Source organism: Dyadobacter sp. CY323 (genome assembly GCF_021390245.1).
Lineage (GTDB): Bacteria > Bacteroidota > Bacteroidia > Cytophagales > Spirosomataceae > Dyadobacter.
In genome coordinates, this window is sequence record NZ_JAJUXH010000002.1 from 49,492 (window position 1) to 66,690 (window position 17,199).

Consider the following 17,199-nt stretch of genomic DNA (forward strand, 5'->3'; position numbering starts at 1 on the left):
GCAGCGACCAGGACTTTTTTTTGAAATCATAAACCAATGATCAAACCCCGTTAACATACAGATAACATTGAATGATCAATTTTGTAACCTTTATTCACTTAAACCCAGTCCGATTTGATTTAACATAATTCCTAAACCCACTAAAAATTGCCCGAAAAATGAATAAGCCGACAATGCGTCAACATTGCCGGCTTCTGAGAGTACATCACTCAAACGTCAATTTGAGGCCATTGATACCAATGGATATGTACCTGTTTAGAGTCGTGTCAAAACTTAAACTTTGCTAATTTATGCACAAAAAATTACAGATTCCAGCCCTGGCATGGAGCGCAATGAAAATGTCATTTCACCAAATTCTCATCATTTTACTTTTTTGCGGATTCTCCTACGCCCATGAAGCCGAGGGCCAGGAAATACTAAGCAAACCCGTTTCTCTGGAAATGGAGAATGTTAAATTGAAAAAGGTACTTCTGTCGATCGAAAGTCAGACAAATGTGCGCTTTGTGTACAGTTCAAGTGCGGTTGATATCAATCAAAAGGTGAATATCAGGGCCACAAACAGAAACCTGGACGCCATTTTGAAGGAGCTTCTCAAACCGATATCCGTCAGTTACGTAGTTTCTGAAAACCGGATTTTACTTAAAAATGAAAAAAAGGAAGAAAAAACACCCCCGGCCAGCCCGACGGGATCCATTCAATACACGCTGGACCAAACCCTGACAGGAACGGTGGCCGACGAAACGGGAGCTGGTTTACCAGGGGTTAGTGTTTTGATAAAAGGTACCCAGCAAGGAACCACAACGGATGTGAATGGGAAATTTCAGATTTCAACGCAGACTGATTCCGACATTCTGGTTTTTTCATTTGTAGGCTACCTGACCGAGGAAGTAGTTGCCGGTAACAGAACAACCCTTGACATAACGCTAAAACCGGATACCAAAGCATTGGAAGAAGTAGTGGTGGTGGGTTATGGAACACAAAAGAAAGTGAACCTGACCGGCGCACTGTCCATGCTGGACATGAAGACCAAAGAAAATACCCCGATCACCAACGCCAGCCAGGCCATGCACGGTGTATCCGGATTATGGGTCAATCAGGCCGGCTCGCGTCCGGGAGCAGACAATGCTACTATACGGATCCGGGGGGTAGGAACAACCAATAACAGTAATCCGCTGGTTTTGGTAAATGGGATGGAGTACGACATGAATGAAGTGAATCCCAACGACATTGAAAGCATTACAGTACTAAAAGATGCTTCCGCGGCTATTTACGGATCGCGCGCTGCGAATGGTGTTGTTTTGATCACGACCAAAACAGGAAAAGTCGGAAAAAGCAAAATCAATTACAACTTTTCGCACGGTATCCAAAGTCCGACGATGATGCCCGATGTGATCTGGGACCCGATCCAGTATATGCAGCTTAAAAACCAGGCATTACGCAATGAAGGCAAAACGGTAGTGGATTATTCGGATGCTCAGATTGAGCAGTATAGAACCGGCATGGCCACCAATCCATACGCCTATCCGAATATCAACTGGTTTGATCTTGTCATGAAAAACGGTTCGTTGGACCAGCATCACCTTCAGTTCTCCGGAGGTTCCGAAAAAATGCTGTACAACTTGTCTCTCGGATACATGGACCAGAAAGGTGTGCTGATCGCCAACGATAATGCGAAACGCTATTCGGTCGATCTGAACCTGTCCTCGCAAGTGGCCAAGCGTCTCCGGGTGGGGGCCAATATCATCGCCAATTACAGAAAATCGACCGAGCCGGCCGACGGAACTGGCGGATATTTCACATCACTGATGCGGGTGTTACCGATTTTTACACCTTATCTTGAAGATGGTCGTTACGCAAACGTTGCTTTCAGAACACCCGGAAGAAATTCGATCGAAAATCCCATGAAACTGGTCAAAGAGGGATATCGCAAACCTACTGTTCAGCGGATTTTTGCCAAACTTTTCGCCGATTACACGCTTCCGTTCGACATTAAATACAGTATCAACCTGGGAATTGACAAGCTTGATAATGTGGAAAGGCGTTTCAATTCGAGGGTAAATACGTACGATCCGCTGACCCTGGCCGCTATGACATACGGGCAGACGGTGTCTTACAATGGCAATAAAAGCAACTTGAATCTCAATTTCTTTCAGACTCTTTCTTGGGAAAAAACGTTTTCGGCCCATCATCATGTGTCTGCTTTGGCGGGAACGAGCTACAACGATTTTGACAACAGCGAGTTCACTGCCAGCATAGAAAACCTTGCTGGCAATACGCTAACCGATTTGAATGCGAGTTCTCTGAATCCCGTGATCGCTGGCCTTGTTACCCGCGACAAGCTTACTTCCTTTTTCGGAAGAGTGAATTATGATTTCAAGGAAAAATACCTGCTTGAAGCGGTGATCAGGTACGATGGTTCTTCACGTTTCGGTCAGGACAATCGCTGGGGTGTTTTCCCGGGCCTTTCTGCCGGATGGCGTATCGATCAGGAAAGTTTTTTCGATATGCAGTTTATCAATCTGTTGAAACTTCGTGGATCGATCGGAAAGCTGGGTAACCAGGCTGTGCCGCTTTACAGCTATCTCAATGTCGTGAACCTGGGCAGTGATTATTCATTTGGAAATGTACTTCAGCCCGGCGCAGCCACAACGTCATACAACGATCCGAATATTTCGTGGGAAACTACAACCACTTATAATGCAGGTCTGGACGTGGAAGCATGGTCGGGAAAGCTATCCGGTGAGTTTGAAGTTTTCAAGAAACGGACATCCGGCATTTTACGTCAGGTAGCCATTCCTTCGCAGGTAGGTGCGCTGACGGGCCCCCAAAGAAATATCGGTGTTGTGGATAACAAAGGGTTTGAGGTTACTCTGAGCCACAGAAACCGGATTGGTGATTTCAAATACGATATCCGTACCGGAGTTAGTTATGTCAAAAATAAGATCGTTGATCTGAATGGAGAAACGGTGATCACCGGAAGAAGGATTTTGAAAGAAGGATACGCATTGGATGCCTACTACCTGCTTCAAAGCGAGGGAATTTACCAGACTCAGGAAGAAGTAAACAACAGTGCAAAAGTAAGCAGCGCCGTCAAGCCAGGTTATCTCAAATACAAGGATGTTGACAACAGCGGCACCATCAACGGGGATGACCGGGTAATTACCGGCTCGTCGATTCCAAAGTGGAATTACAGTTTCGCGATCAATCTGAGTTACAAACAATTCAGCCTGAACACGTACTTCCAGGGCGTACAGGGAATCAACATCTACCCGACCGCCAATCTTGCCTATCCTGTAAACAATGGGGCCGGATTAACGAAAGAATGGGCGACCGATTCCTGGACACCGCAAAATACAGGTGCAAGATTGCCGATCCTGACTACGCCCCAGGGTGCGTCTGAAAATTACCAGAATTCGACAGCCTGGCTCAGAAGCGGATCGTATCTGCGTGCGCAGAACATTCAGCTTAACTATGCTTTTCCTGAAAAATGGCTTTCCAGAGCTTCCATCAGCAAGCTGAACCTGTTCGCCAACATTCAGAACTTTTTCACTTTTTCAAAGTATAAAGACTCTGACCCAGAACGGAATATCACGGCGGATACACTTTACGACTATCCAATGCTGAAGACAATGAGCTTTGGCCTGAACGTTACTTTCTAATCCCACTTTTTAAAAAGACATTATGAAAAAGATAATCTGCGTTTTTACTCTCAGCTTATTCATAGCCGGTTGCGGGAACGACATATTGAATGTTTCGCCGAATGACCGTTACACCGAGGATTCCTTCTGGACCTCTGAATCCAATGCGACGATGGGCCTCACAGGTTGCTATGCAGTTTTGCGCACCGACGGGCTGTTTGGCGGAACCGCGACTCCGCTCTGGGAAGAAACAGCAACTCCTAATGCCTATAATTACGATAATTCAGGAGGCTGGAATGTGATTGGGGCGGGTACTCAAACTGCCAGCAATTCGGCGATCATCACCAGCCGATGGGACGACAGCTACCGGGGCATCGGGCGTTGCAATACGCTTCTTGCCAAAATTGATGCCGTGTCCATGGATGCCGCATTAAAAAACCGGATGAAAGGTGAAGCGACGTTTTTGAGAGCATTGTATTATTCGACACTTGCTACCTATTATGGCGGCGTGCCTTTGATCCTGGATCAACCTGACCCGTCTACCCAGTCGGAACTGCCGAGAAATACACGTGAGGAAGTAGTGCAGCAGGTGCTGAAAGATCTGGATGTGGCCGCCGCCGCATTACCGGTGAAATACACCGCAGCAACCGACAATGGAAGAGCTACCAAGGGTGCCGCATTATCTTTAAAAGCGAGGGTATTGCTTTTTGAGGCAAGTCCACTGGTAAATACTTCCGGCGATCCCGCCAAATGGAAGCTGGCTGCCGACGCTGCCAAAGCGGTTATGGATCTGGCTGGAACAGGTTACGCACTGTATGCGAACTATCGCAATTTGTTTCTTCCCGCCAATGACAACAGCGTGGAGTCGATCTTTGACGTCCAGTTCATGGCGCCGCAGCTGGGAAGTTCTTTTGACCTGATCGGTCGCCAGTATAACACCAATGCACCCGTGCGCGACCTGGTGGACGCATACCTGATGAAAGACGGACTCCCACAAGCTACATCGCCGTTGTATGATGCTGCAAACCCGCACGCCAACCGCGACCCGCGTATGTACCAGACCATTGTGTACCCGGGCGATACTTTCCAGGGTGAGCTGGTAACACCGGCCAGGTTTGTAGTGACCGGATACGGGACCAAAAAATATACCATTTACGACAAAGAAGCCAACAGTAACAACCTTCAAGGCGGGCGGTCGGACATCAATTATATGGTAATCCGCTTTGCGGATGTGCTGCTGATGTATGCGGAGGCTCAAAACGAAGCTGCCGCTGCCCCGGACGCATCGGTTTTGGAAGCTGTGAACAGAGTACGAGTGAGAGCAGGTATGCCAACCGTTGCCGCTGGAAAAACAAAGGCCGAAATGAGGGAAATTATTCGTCTGGAACGTCGGGTTGAATTCGCTGGCGAGGGCTTGTATTACACGGATATCCGCAGATGGAAAACGGCCGAGGTAGTACTTAATGCACCCATCCTGACTTACGCTGCCAAACCGATCATGACGCGCACATTCAATGCGCAGCGTGACTACTGGTGGCCGATCCCGGATGTGCAGCGTGACAGAAACCCTAAACTGGAACAAAATGCCGGATACTAGTATCGGACGCGTTACGCGATTGGGGCGATTGGCGCTGAAATGCCTTGTTCTGATCACTGTATTTGCTGCGGCTTTTCAACCTTGCCTTGCTCAGGGTAAAAAAAGAATTCCGGAAAGCTGGAAGCTGGGAACAGCTTCCGGCCTTTTCCCGGATTTTACTCCGGGGACATTACGGGAAGTAAAAAAAAGCGGCATTGAACATATGGAGCTCAACTGGAAGGCTGAGCTCGTTAATGGTACACCGGCCGACCGGCTGACCTTTGCAAAGAACCTGTACCGCGACGCCACCAAAGCAGGCATCCTGATCTGGTCGACCCATATCCCTTACGGCAAAAAACTGGATATATCCGAAACCGATCCAGAAAAAAGACCGGCCATTTTACGGGATGTGAAAGAGTATATCGACCTGGCAATGGAAATGAAGGTCAGGCAGATTGTGATCCATCCGAGTACCGAGCCCATCGCAGATTCGGTGCGTGCGTCGAGGATCCAGGCCTGCCGGGAATCGTTGAAAGAACTTGCTGCTTACTGCCGGTCAAAAGGTGCTTCGCTGAACCTGGAATGCCTCCCCCGCACCTGCCTTGCCAACACCAGTAAGGAGATCCTGCAAATACTGGACGGGATTGATGAAGTGGGTATCTGTTTTGATTCAAACCATTTATTGAAAGAGACACCGGAGGATTTTGTAAAAGCGGTGAACAAGCGGATCCGGACAGTTCACATTTCTGACTATGATAATGTAAATGAGCGCCATTGGTTGCCAGGAAAGGGAATCATCGACTGGAACAAAGTGATCTCGGCACTCGTCGAGGTCGGCTACAAAGGATCTTTCATGTACGAGGCTGTCAAGAAGGCTGACAACGATTACAGCTTTAAAGATTTAAAGCCAAATTATGAATCTTTGAAAAAAGCATGGATAAATTAATAGTAACTATTTTATGAGAAAAAGAAACGTCCATTATTTTACCAAACTTACCTGCTCACTCGGTATCGTCATCCTGGCGGCTTGCGCTGCGTTGGCACAATCCATTCCGCCAAAGTCATTTCTGGTTTGCGGTGACAGCAAGATCCTGATCGTGGATTACAACAAATCCCGGGACAGCATTCCCGAGGTCATATGGAGCTGGGACGCACATCTGGCAAAAGATCTTCCGGATGATTTCAGAAACAGGAAATTCAATTCCACCGATGATTGCAAGTCCATTAATAATGGAAAGCAAATACTGATTTCTTCTTCGTCGGGAGCAATTGCGATCATTAATGTTTCGGATAAAAAGGTGGTATTCTATGCCGAAGTACCAAATTCCCATTCAATTACATTACTCCCCGGCAACAAACTGGCAGCTGCCGCCTCCACGCATGCGAATGGAAATAAGATCATGCTTTTTGACATCAACAAATCCGACAAGGCGCTTTTCACAGACAGTCTGTATTCGGCGCACGGTGTTGTCTGGGATGCCAAAAGAAAGAGCCTGTTCGCTTTGGGTTTCGATGTTTTACGGGAATACAAAATAGTCGACGGGAAAAGTCTCAGCTTGAAAGCACATTGGAAAATCCCCGGCGAGGGCGGGCATGAGCTGGGCATGACTTCGGATGAAAATACCCTTTTTGTAACTGAGCATCATGGTGCCTGGATTTTCAATCTGAATGACCACCAGTTTACCAAGATCAATGGTTTTCCGGATGCCGAAAATATCAAAAGTTTAAACCGCGATCGTTCCGGCCAGTATATTTTCACGATTCCCGAAAAAAGCTGGTGGACCTACCATGTACGTTTTCTGATACCGCAACGCAGTTTTGCCTTCCCGGATATGAAAGTCTATAAAGCCCGCTGGTTTTATCAGTAGATCGTTTTACTAGCAATTGAGAAAAGCCGGGAGCTGAAACTTTAAGATTTCGGCTCCCGGCTTTTTTAGCTGGCGGAATCGCGGGTTACATTTTATGCAGCTCCAAGCAAAAAACAGAGACACCCCAAAAAGAAGTGCCTCTGTTGCATGGGATAATTTTGTTGATCAGGCTGTAAATGTGAATGCTTTTCTAAGTAATTCCAGACTTTTCGGAACGGAGGTTTTCGCGTCTTCCTTTCCCTCCATTTCAAGAGAAACAAATCCTTTGTAGTTCGCTTTCTGGAAGATCTTGCCGATGCGCGTATAATCCATTTCCTTGTCGTAGAAAGTACCGCCGCCGTAATAGGTCTTGGCTTGTACGATCGTCGCATAAGGCGCCAGTTTTTCGAGCCCGGCATAGGGTTCTCCGACGAAATTTCCGGTATCTACATTCAACCCCATGGAAGGCGAGCTTTTGAGTGCGTTGTACATTCGCAACAGATAATCGATGTTCGATGAAAGTCCCCAGTGATTTTCCAATGCGAGCACAATCCCTTCTTTTTCTGCATAAGCCAGGCATTCGCCCATGCCGTCGATCGTCCATTTGATGCCATCTTCATCGGTATAACCTTCAATGGGAGGCTCGATACCCGTTTTATAATAGTCTCCCTCGCGCTTGTTTTTAACAGTTCCCCACGAACCTGTGTTCATCCGCACGCACGGAATTCCCATTTGCGAGGCCATGTTAATGCATTTGTAAGTATGCTCGATATCCGTCTTTCTTTTCGCGACATCGGGTTGAAGAAAGTTCTGGTGAATGGAAAGTAACGGCAACGAAAGTCCATTATCAAATGCCAGTCGTCTCAGCTTGTTCATGTAGCTCACCGACTCCTCTTCCATCGAGCGATGCAGGATTTCGACTCCGTCAAAACCAATGCGCGCCGCATCTTCAATCACTGTTGCTAACGGGTATTTTGGACCTCTGAGCGGCCAGTAAGAATAGGTGGACACAGCGATCGGCAATCTTCGGGTCACCGCAGGTGCAGCAGCGACCGGCTTCGCACCGACCAGCGAACCAGTCAATAATGCAGATCCGAGCAACGAAGATTTTTTCAGCCAGTCCCGTCTTGAGCCCGAAGTTTCAGGAGTCGTAGAGTTTTCCATAGTAAGGTGGTTGGTTAGTATTCGATCTTCAATTTAGCCGGATATTCGATCAGTGAAACTTTTATTCAAGGAAAATCTTTCAGGCTGGCCCAAAGTATATTTCATTTACAACCAACATTATAAAATCACCATAATGTCCGGGCCGGGCTTGTCTCTTTTTTCGAGATATTCCCAGGCAACAATGTCTTCCTCCGGATAAATATTGCCGGTATCCTCCGGCCCCTCGTCGCCGATTGCCTCAACAAAAGCTTTTGAGCCTTTTTTATAGACTCCTTCTCTTGGAATGCCATTTATATCCGTAAACAGTACAAGCGACTGGTCTTCCGGGAGTATTTTGTTTCTCATGATATGGTGATTAGTTAGTGATTTGGGTTAAAAATTAAAGCTTTTCGCAAACCGGATAAAATTGGTCCAGTCATAAACCTTCATATTATGCTCGCCTTCACGGTTATGATATGCCATCGGCGCTTTTGGAAAAGGCTGATTGATCCCAGGTGGAGTTGCCGGAAGTTTCGATTTTTTACCATACAATGCATATACTTTCTCAGCATGCTTCATTGCCAGATATGTTCCTGTCGGATCGGCCCAAAGGTCTTTTGACGCATTGGTCGCATAAATCGGCCTCGGCGCGATCAGTGAAATGAGCATATGCTGGTCCACCGGAAGCTCATTTTCATTGTTGTTAAACTTCTTATAATTGTTGTTGAACCAATGCGGAAATGTGTCGTTGATCCTGGCGATCCGCTCACCAAATTGTCTGCGCGCCAATGCAGCGCCGGTATTTCCCGAGCAATTGGTAACACAGGCTGCAAACCGCTGATCCTGCGCAGCCGCCCACAAAGAAGCTTTTCCACCCCGCGAATGACCGACCACGATCACCTTTTTGGCGTCAATCTGCGCGTCTTTTTCAAAATAATCCAGCACCCGGCTCGCGCCCCATGCCCAGGCTCCGATCGCCTTCATGCCATTGTCTGCTTCGAGAAGTTCGGGGTACATCCGCAGGACACCATTCATGTAGGTTTCCTTTTTGTCGGGCGCCAGATCGCTAACATGAAATGCCGCAATTGCGTACCCACTATCTATGACCATTTCGGCAGGCCAGAACTCACTTTTTGTCTGGCGCGTGGCATCCGTATTTTCCTGCCCGCGGTTATTGATCAAAACGAATACCGGCGATTTTCCTTTTCTTTTATTCGGGATAAACAATACCAGATTGATCCTCACAGACTTACTGTTTTTATAGACCAAAATAGCAACTTCTTTCAAAGTTGCATTACCGCCCATCGCCTTCCGGTTTTCATTCGTAATGGAGTGTGAGATGCTGTCAAATGCAGCGGGCATCCGACCATAAATGTGATCCTCAAAAAGCCTCAGTATCTCCGGACGCCGGGTGGCTTCCCACGTTTTTCTGTCACGTACTTCCTTGCCGGAAACGGTTTTTAAAACCTCCGGTAAAACATACGACGGCACTTTGGACTCATCATAATTCTGCGCGATTGTGACGGTTGAAGATGTGGTAAAAAGAAAAAGTGCAAGGACGGTTCTGAGCATAAAAAAGTGGTTTCCTGATATCTATTTCAGAAAAACCATCTCCGGTTACTTATTTACTGACTTTCTAGCTTCTAAAAAAGTTGGCTTGCAGAACAGATACTTTTTCAAAAGGTTCAGTCTAGATAGAAAAGGACTTAAACCAAGACACACCTGAATGAAAAAAATTTGCTTATCCATTCTTACTCTCATTTGTGGAAATCAGGCGATCGCCCAAAACGTAGATTACAGCATCCCACTCTACACGAACCAGACTTTCACTAAAACCGTCGACCCGGCATTACCCGTCGGAAGTATCCCGGGTAGCGGAAACGTCTCTTCATCCGGGGGCGCAACGTATTCCATTCCCATTGCCGTTCCTCCCGGCACAAATGGCACCGCCCCGGCGGTTTCGATTGATTATCATTCCCCTGCCAGTAATGGTACTGCTGGCTTCGGCTGGAACATTTCGGGATTATCGGCGGTCAGCCGGTCGGGACAAACGATCTACCATCATGGGCAGGTTACCACACTTGATTTGACGGACAAAGACCGTTTCACCTTGGACGGGCAAATGTTAATGGGCTTATCAGGGGTTTATGGTGCAAATGGCGCGACGTATGGAACGGAGCGTGAGGATTTTTCCGTCGTTACCTCAAACGGCACCAGCGGCACCGGACCTACCTGGTTTAAGATCGTAACCAAAGATGGTACCGAAATGGAATACGGCAACACTGCCGATTCCAGGATTATGGAAGAGTCTAACACCAATGTTCTTTTCTGGCGAATAAACCGCATAAAATATCCCGACGGAAATTACATCGATTTTAAATACCTCTTCAATGACCGCGATTCCCGCATTGATGAAATTAATTACACCGGTAACACGGTAACCGGGCTTGCACCCTACAACAAAATCAAATTTGAATACAAGGTTAGGGCTGACATAAACGGGCAGTTTCTGGTTAATTCGCTCGTTACAAGTAAATATTTGCTGGATAAGATTTCGGTTACAGCAGAGGGCAGCATTTCCAAAAGCTATCAGTTCAAGTATAGCTGGGACAATATTAATTCCTATCTGCGAGAGGTGATTGAGTCCGGCTCGGACGGGAGTAGTTTGAACTCGACGATTTTCAAGTATGGGGATGTTCCGGTACCATTTCAAAATACAAGTGGTTCTAGTGGAAATTTTGCAGCAAATGATCCTTTTTTCGGGGATTTTAATGGCGATGGAAAAACGGATGTGATTACTGCTAAGTCAGTCAATTCTGGAATTCCCTACGTGAATTACCACGAATCGATGTCGGTCCATTTATCGCAACCCAACACGTCTACCTTATCGAACGGGGCGCCCATTGCATTAAGCCCGAATTACTCACTGATCAAGGGAGAAAAAATACCGAACGATTATAACATCCTTGCCGGAGATTACACGGGTGACGGACTGGACGACATTCTCACTTTGAAGGTCACCAATGCGGGTGCATATCAAAAGCTGGATAGCGTCATCATTTACGAAAGTATTAATGCAGGCCAGGCCTTTACAAAGCATCGCAGGAGTGTTCAACCTAATTTTTACAAAATTCACCCCAAAGCCAATTATTTCTTCCCGGGCGATTTTGACGGCGACGGAATCAACGAATACATCACTATTCTCGGCAATGAGCTAAACAATTACCTTCCTTTTCTATGTACCAATTATATTCAGGGAGGGGCCTGCGGAAGTATCGGGATCAATGATGCAACCGGATTCCCGGTGGCCGATTGGGCTAATGCAGACAAAATCTATGTCCTCGATTTTAATGGCGATGGTAAGAGCGACCTGATGCTGATCAAGGATAACCTTTGCGAAATATTCACATTGGATGCCTACGCGGCCCGCCGTATTTACACCTCCAATTTCCCCACCAAAAATCACCTGGTTTACTTCGGGGATTTTAATGGCGACCGAAAAACGGATTTGTTACGAGAAGTTCACTGACGGATAATGCGGCCACCTGGATCAAAGCTTTATCCACCGGAGCCGGTTTTATACCCGCTACATTTAGCTGGGTGCAAATCCCGAGCATCACCAATGAATATTACAAAAATCACCACGTGAATCTGGCTGATTTCAATGCAGATGGAAAAACAGACATTTATCATGGAAAAAAGACAGCAGGTGTTTCTGCATCCAAACTAGATATCTATTACAGCAAAGGCGTAGAATTCTATACGGTTCAAAGTGATTTGCCTGAACCTGTTACTTCCTCCCCATCCTACGTGGCCGATATGGACGGAGACAGCCGGGCTGAAATAGTAAGCGTCGACTTTTTCAACTCTCCATTAAAACATTTTAAGTTCAAACCATCCGGTAAGGAAAATCTTATTCACAAAGTCGCCAATGGTTTGGGACACGTTACAACCTGGAACTACAAATCCATGGCCGATGGCGGAGACTTCTATGTAAAAGGAGCTGGCTCGGGATATCCTTTTAATAGCATCCAGTTGCCAACCTATGCCGTCTTTCAGTTTATTGGTCAAAATGGCGTTGGCGGGGAGAATATCATTCAATATAGTTACGAAGGTGCTAAAATGCACCGCGCCGGGAAAGGATTACTGGGATTTACAAAAATGTCCACATCCGATCTCGTCAGCGGCATTAAATCGGTTTCTGAAAATGAGTTCAACACCACGTATTACGTCGCTGCTACCAAGAAAAGCGGGACCTACTGGACTGCCGGGAATACGCTGATCAGTGAAAGTACCATAGTCAACGAATTTGTTCAACAAGGCGCAGCAGGTAGCAAACGGTTTCTGTTCAGGATCAAAAGCAGCACTGAAAACAGCGTTTTTGAAGGCCGAACGGCCAGCTCAGTCAATAATACCTTTGACAACTTCGGCAACGTTACCCAAAACACCGTCAGCAATAACAACATTGAAACGACAGTAACCACAACCGTTTATGGTGCATATCCCGGGGCAATTCCCAATAAACCCACCTCCGTAACCGTCAGCAAAACACGGAGCGGGCAAGCCGCCTTCGCCATTACGACCGGAATGGGATATAATAACCTTGGGCAGCTCACATCGAAAACGGATTTCTTCGGACTTCCGAAAAGCGTCAGCACCGTTCTTGAGTATCATCCTTTGGGCAACCTGAAAAAGTCAACCGTTACACCTTCCGGACTGGCTGCACGAGCTACATCTGCAGTTTATGATACCAAAGGACGTTACGCCGAATCGACTGTAAATGAATTAAACCAGGCATCCACAGTCACGTATGATCCCAAATGGGGCAATCCACTGACCGTCACCGGCATCGACGGACTTAAAACCAGTTTTACTTATGATGCATTCGGCAGGGCAACCACCACCGTGTATCCCGAAGGATACACCGTCACGAATGCGTACGGCTGGGATATTGCGAACGGAGCGGTCTGGTTTAATTTGGTAACGCATCCCGGCAAGCCGGATGTGAAAACCTGGTTTGACGTTTTGGGAAGGGAAATTAAAATAGAAACCGAAGCATTTCCCTCCGGATGGACCACGCAAACCACTTCGTACGACAACCGCGGCAATGTCGCTACTTCGACCCAACCGGTGAAATCCGGGGAACCAGTGCTCACCACCACCAATTCCTACAATGCGGCTGATCCCTTCAATCGTTTGACCGCAACATCCAATGCATTAACCAGCAGCACTTTATCCTACACATACAATGCGGGGATATTAACGACGACCAGCACGACATCGGGCCAGTCGGCTTCAACAAGTACCGATGCAACCGGCAAAACGGTTAGCGCAACGGACAACGGCGGCACACTGAGCTACACGTATTTCAGCCACGGCGGTCTTAAGGAAGTAAGCAATGGCGCAGTCATCACCAGCAGTCAATACGACGTGCACGGACCCCAAACTTCCCTAACCGACCAGAATGCCGGAACGACTACCTATGATTACGATGCGCTGGGGCAGCTCACGTCACAGACCAATGCGAACAGCAAAACCCACACCATGCAGTACGACCTGCTGGGTCGAATGTTCAACAGGAATGGGCCGGAAGGCATAACGGTAAATGAGTATTATCCGTCGGGAAGCGGCGCGTCCACCAACCAGCTCAAAAAAGTAACCGGCTTTTCAGGCGACGTGGAAGAGTTTACCTACGACAACTTTGGCCGGCTGCAGACTGCCAAGCAAACGGTAGATGCCACCGTATTTACAACGACTTATGGCTATAACAGTTATGGCGACGTCACATCGGTACTTTATCCTTCCGGTTTCGCAACAACCCATGGATACGATGCGAACGGGTATCCCACAACCATCAAGAATGCGAATGGGTCGGTAACACTTTACACCAATACAAACCTGAATGGGCTGGGACAAAACACCGCCTATTCATTGGGTAACGGCAAATCTTCGACGATCACGTACCATTACGGAATCCCCAAACAGTTCACGACAGCTGGCGTTCAAAACCTGGAACTGACCTGGGATTATGCGAAAGGGAATCTCAACAAGCGAAAGGATTACGTAAAAAACAAAGAAGAAAGCTTCACCTATGATAACCTGAACCGCCTCCTAAGTGCGACCGTTTTGGGAAAAGCCGCCCAGACAACGACTTACCAGCCATCGGGAAACATCAGTTCCAAAAGCGACGCGGGGCAGACATTCAGCTACCACCCGACAAAACCCAATGCGCTGACAGGCGTGGCCTCCCCCACTACCGCCATCCCGATTTTGACCCAGGACATTACGTACACGGCATTCAACCAGCCCGAAAAACTGACCGAAAACGGTTCGGGGCAACCTTACGAACTAACCTATACGTACGGCGCCGATTACCAAAGGCTGAAAGGCGTAATGAAAAAGAATGCAGCACTTATCAACACCCACTACTATTTCGGCTCGTATGAAAAAGATGTAACACCCGGCATTGCCGATAAACATTTGCATTACATCAGCTCCCCCGCGGGGATGATCGCTATCGTGATCCGCGAAAATGGTGCCGACCAGTATTACTATACCTATACCGATCACCTTGGATCATTGCTGACATTAACTGCCTTCAACGGTACCGTTATCCTCGACCAGAACTTCGACGCCTGGGGCAGGCTCCGCAACCCGACCGACTGGACGTTCGTGAATGTGCCTGCGCCCACCAGCTATCTATATCGCGGCTTCACGGGTCACGAGCATTTGACAAATTTCAATCTGATCAACATGAATGGCCGGATGTATGATCCGGTGGTGGGGAGGGTGCTGAGTGTTGATAATTATGTACAGAATGCATTTGGGACGCAGGATTATAATCGGTATTCGTATGCGAAGAATAATCCGCTGGTGCATACAGATCCGGATGGAGAGTGGGTGCATATTGTTATCGGTGCGGCAGTAGGTGGAGCTATTAATCTGGGATTAAAAGCCTTTCAAGGAAAAATACATAGTTTTAAAGACGGAGCGATTGCCTTTGGCATTGGGGCAGCGGCGGGTGCTATTACGGCTGCTACTGGTGGGGCGGCTTCTGTTATTGCTTCAACAGGCTCGGTAGCAGGTGCTTTCAGTTCGGCAGCAGTGTCCGCGGCTTCAACAGGATTTGCAGGCGGCTTTGTTGCAGGGGCTGCTGGTTCCGCATTAGGTGGTCTTGTCGAGGGAGTAGGCAATGCAGCCTATTTCGGGGATCCCTATTCTGCCAAAGATTGGGCAATCGGTGTTGCGAGCGGGGGACTTCTTGGTGGTGTTTCGGGTTATATCGCTGCGGATCTACAAGGCTTGAATCCTCTAAATGGGGCTTCCAAAGGTATTAGTGGTGCTTTCCCCGGTTTTGGAAAAACAACATATGTTAGAACCGCTGAGGGCTGGAAGCTTGCCGGTGGCTCTGGAGGAGATTTGAAATTTGTAAATGCAGAGTTGGGCGATGGCTCTGTTGTAAATTCTTTTGGTGGTGCTGCTAGTGGGGATGTTGTATCCTATGGAAGATCCTATCTTAATCAAGGAAGCAATTTCTTCAGCGGTGCTTCTTATTCTCCGAAAGTCATCCATCAAATGAACAAGATCGATGATGTACAACATGCATTTCCCCGAAGTGTAGATGGGTTCGCAGCCAAGTATGGTAACCTCGTCAGCCAAACTGGCGGAGACGGAAAGATTTACCAAAAGTTATCAATATCCGGAAGTTATAAAGGAAAGGTTGGAATATTTGAATATATTAAAAATTCATCAGGAGAAATTAATCACCGATTTTTCCATATATCTAAAATGCCTTAAATGATGAAAGAAACCTCCGACTATCTAAAATTTTTAAAAGAAAAAGGTCGCCCATTAAATCCGAGCTACTCCGAAAGTCTGGAGATTGCTCTTAACATCGAAGAATGTCTCACCGCCATTGATATACTTAACAGGGCTGACGTTCTTATTCTCGGTGGAGAAATTCTGACCGAAAACAATGGTCAGCTAATTTACGCAATACATAAATGGGGGTACGAATACAGCTACTTGAACTGGTCTGTTGACCGAAAGGAAGTTAATGAAAGTGTAAAAACGTATATTAGCGAAAGTCACAGAAAAGCCAGAGAATGCATTTTAGCCGCCAATGAGGTGGCTGATAGATTGAAAAATAAATGCTTTGTAGTGTTGGTGACAGAGTTGGGTTAGAATATAAGCATTCAGGTAGAATAAATTGAACAATAGGAACATTTTAAATCGGTACCAAGAATAAAATAAGATAAAAAGCACAACCACCTACTATGCCTATCTTAAATACAAAGGAAAACCACTTTCCGAAATTAACCCAGGAAGTGATGAAATTGCCTTAACCGTAGATGACGCGCTAGATGCCGTAACGTTATTACAAGGCACATCGACTGCAATTTTTGGTGGAGATATTCTGACAGAAAATAATGGTAATTTAATTTACGCCTATCAGCTGTGGGGAGAAGAGTATATCTATCTTAATTGGTATTGCGATCCACTTTCAGGTGAAAGTAAGAGCGCATATTCACAACGAAGCCACAAAATGGCAATTGAAAGTATCAAATTAGCTAATGACATTGCCGAGCATCTTAAAAACAAATGTCTTGTAGTTCTGGTAATTGACGTAAATGATTTGAATGAGGAAAAGGCAGAACAGTAGTTGTCTATGAACATGAACTACTTCTCAAATAGCTAATCACGACATTCTTTTTGAACGAATAGATAAATAATATGAAAAATATTTGATCGTCGATGCTTCCTTAAATGGAACCGGGATAAGAGATTATTATATTGGCGGCTATATCGATCCAGAAGATCTATTACTAAGCCCCCAGATCATGGAAAGCCTACAAAAATGGCTGATAAAATATGAAGAAGCTCATTTCAGCAGGTTTAACAATGACTTCATTGTATACGAACTCGATAAAGAGGGAAGAAATCGCTTCAAAGATTAAGAAAGAATCATTCGCTGTCAAAATGGAGTATTATTCTG

The 17,199-nt window shown here is 46.6% G+C and carries 10 protein-coding genes; 7 read left to right on the top strand and 3 right to left on the bottom strand.

Annotated elements, in window-relative coordinates; all coding sequences use genetic code 11:
* Positions 1-290: 290 nt before the first annotated feature.
* The 4 genes from LZG72_RS03570 to LZG72_RS03585 are packed head-to-tail and all read left to right on the top strand — an operon-like array spanning position 291 to position 7,082.
* Positions 291-3,659: a TonB-dependent receptor gene (locus LZG72_RS03570; RefSeq protein ID WP_233867633.1), complete on the top strand. Its 3,369-nt coding sequence runs from the start codon at positions 291-293 to the stop codon at positions 3,657-3,659.
* A gap of 22 nt (positions 3,660-3,681) precedes the next feature.
* Positions 3,682-5,235, top strand: coding sequence for a RagB/SusD family nutrient uptake outer membrane protein (locus LZG72_RS03575; RefSeq protein ID WP_233867637.1), 1,554 nt, complete (start codon positions 3,682-3,684; stop codon positions 5,233-5,235).
* Positions 5,222-6,160, top strand: coding sequence for a sugar phosphate isomerase/epimerase (locus LZG72_RS03580; RefSeq protein ID WP_233867640.1), 939 nt, complete (start codon positions 5,222-5,224; stop codon positions 6,158-6,160). The genes LZG72_RS03575 and LZG72_RS03580 overlap by 14 nt, the downstream gene beginning before the upstream one ends.
* Positions 6,161-6,173: 13 nt before the next feature.
* Positions 6,174-7,082 (top strand): DUF6528 family protein, encoded by a 909-nt coding sequence (locus LZG72_RS03585; RefSeq protein WP_233867643.1) that lies wholly within the window; start codon positions 6,174-6,176, stop codon positions 7,080-7,082.
* Positions 7,083-7,247: 165 nt separating this feature from the next.
* Here the strand turns inward: LZG72_RS03585 and LZG72_RS03590 are convergent, their stop codons facing one another.
* The 3 genes from LZG72_RS03590 to LZG72_RS03600 all read right to left on the bottom strand — a co-directional run bounded on the left by LZG72_RS03590 (position 7,248) and on the right by LZG72_RS03600 (position 9,776).
* Positions 7,248-8,225 (bottom strand): sugar phosphate isomerase/epimerase, encoded by a 978-nt coding sequence (locus LZG72_RS03590; protein WP_233867646.1) that lies wholly within the window; start codon positions 8,223-8,225, stop codon positions 7,248-7,250.
* Between the two features lie 117 nt (positions 8,226-8,342).
* Complete coding sequence (locus tag LZG72_RS03595; RefSeq protein ID WP_233867649.1) at positions 8,343-8,570, bottom strand: hypothetical protein; 228 nt, start codon at positions 8,568-8,570, stop codon at positions 8,343-8,345.
* 27 nt (positions 8,571-8,597) lie between these two features.
* Positions 8,598-9,776, bottom strand: a complete 1,179-nt coding sequence (locus LZG72_RS03600) for an alpha/beta fold hydrolase (RefSeq protein ID WP_233867652.1) — start codon at positions 9,774-9,776, stop codon at positions 8,598-8,600.
* Between the two features lie 154 nt (positions 9,777-9,930).
* On the opposite strand from LZG72_RS03600, the gene LZG72_RS03605 reads away from it, so the two are divergent.
* From LZG72_RS03605 to LZG72_RS03615, 3 genes are all read left to right on the top strand, one after another.
* The gene (locus tag LZG72_RS03605) at positions 9,931-11,733 is read left to right on the top strand and encodes a SpvB/TcaC N-terminal domain-containing protein (protein ID WP_233867654.1); all 1,803 of its coding nucleotides are present in this window, start codon (positions 9,931-9,933) and stop codon (positions 11,731-11,733) included.
* 71 nt (positions 11,734-11,804) lie between these two features.
* Positions 11,805-16,001 carry an RHS repeat-associated core domain-containing protein gene (locus tag LZG72_RS03610; protein WP_233867655.1) on the top strand — a complete coding sequence of 1,399 codons (4,197 nt, stop codon included), beginning with the start codon at positions 11,805-11,807 and terminating at the stop codon, positions 15,999-16,001.
* Complete coding sequence (locus LZG72_RS03615; protein WP_233867656.1) at positions 16,002-16,388, top strand: hypothetical protein; 387 nt, start codon at positions 16,002-16,004, stop codon at positions 16,386-16,388. It abuts the gene before it with no gap.
* The last annotated feature ends 811 nt before the right edge of the window (positions 16,389-17,199 follow it).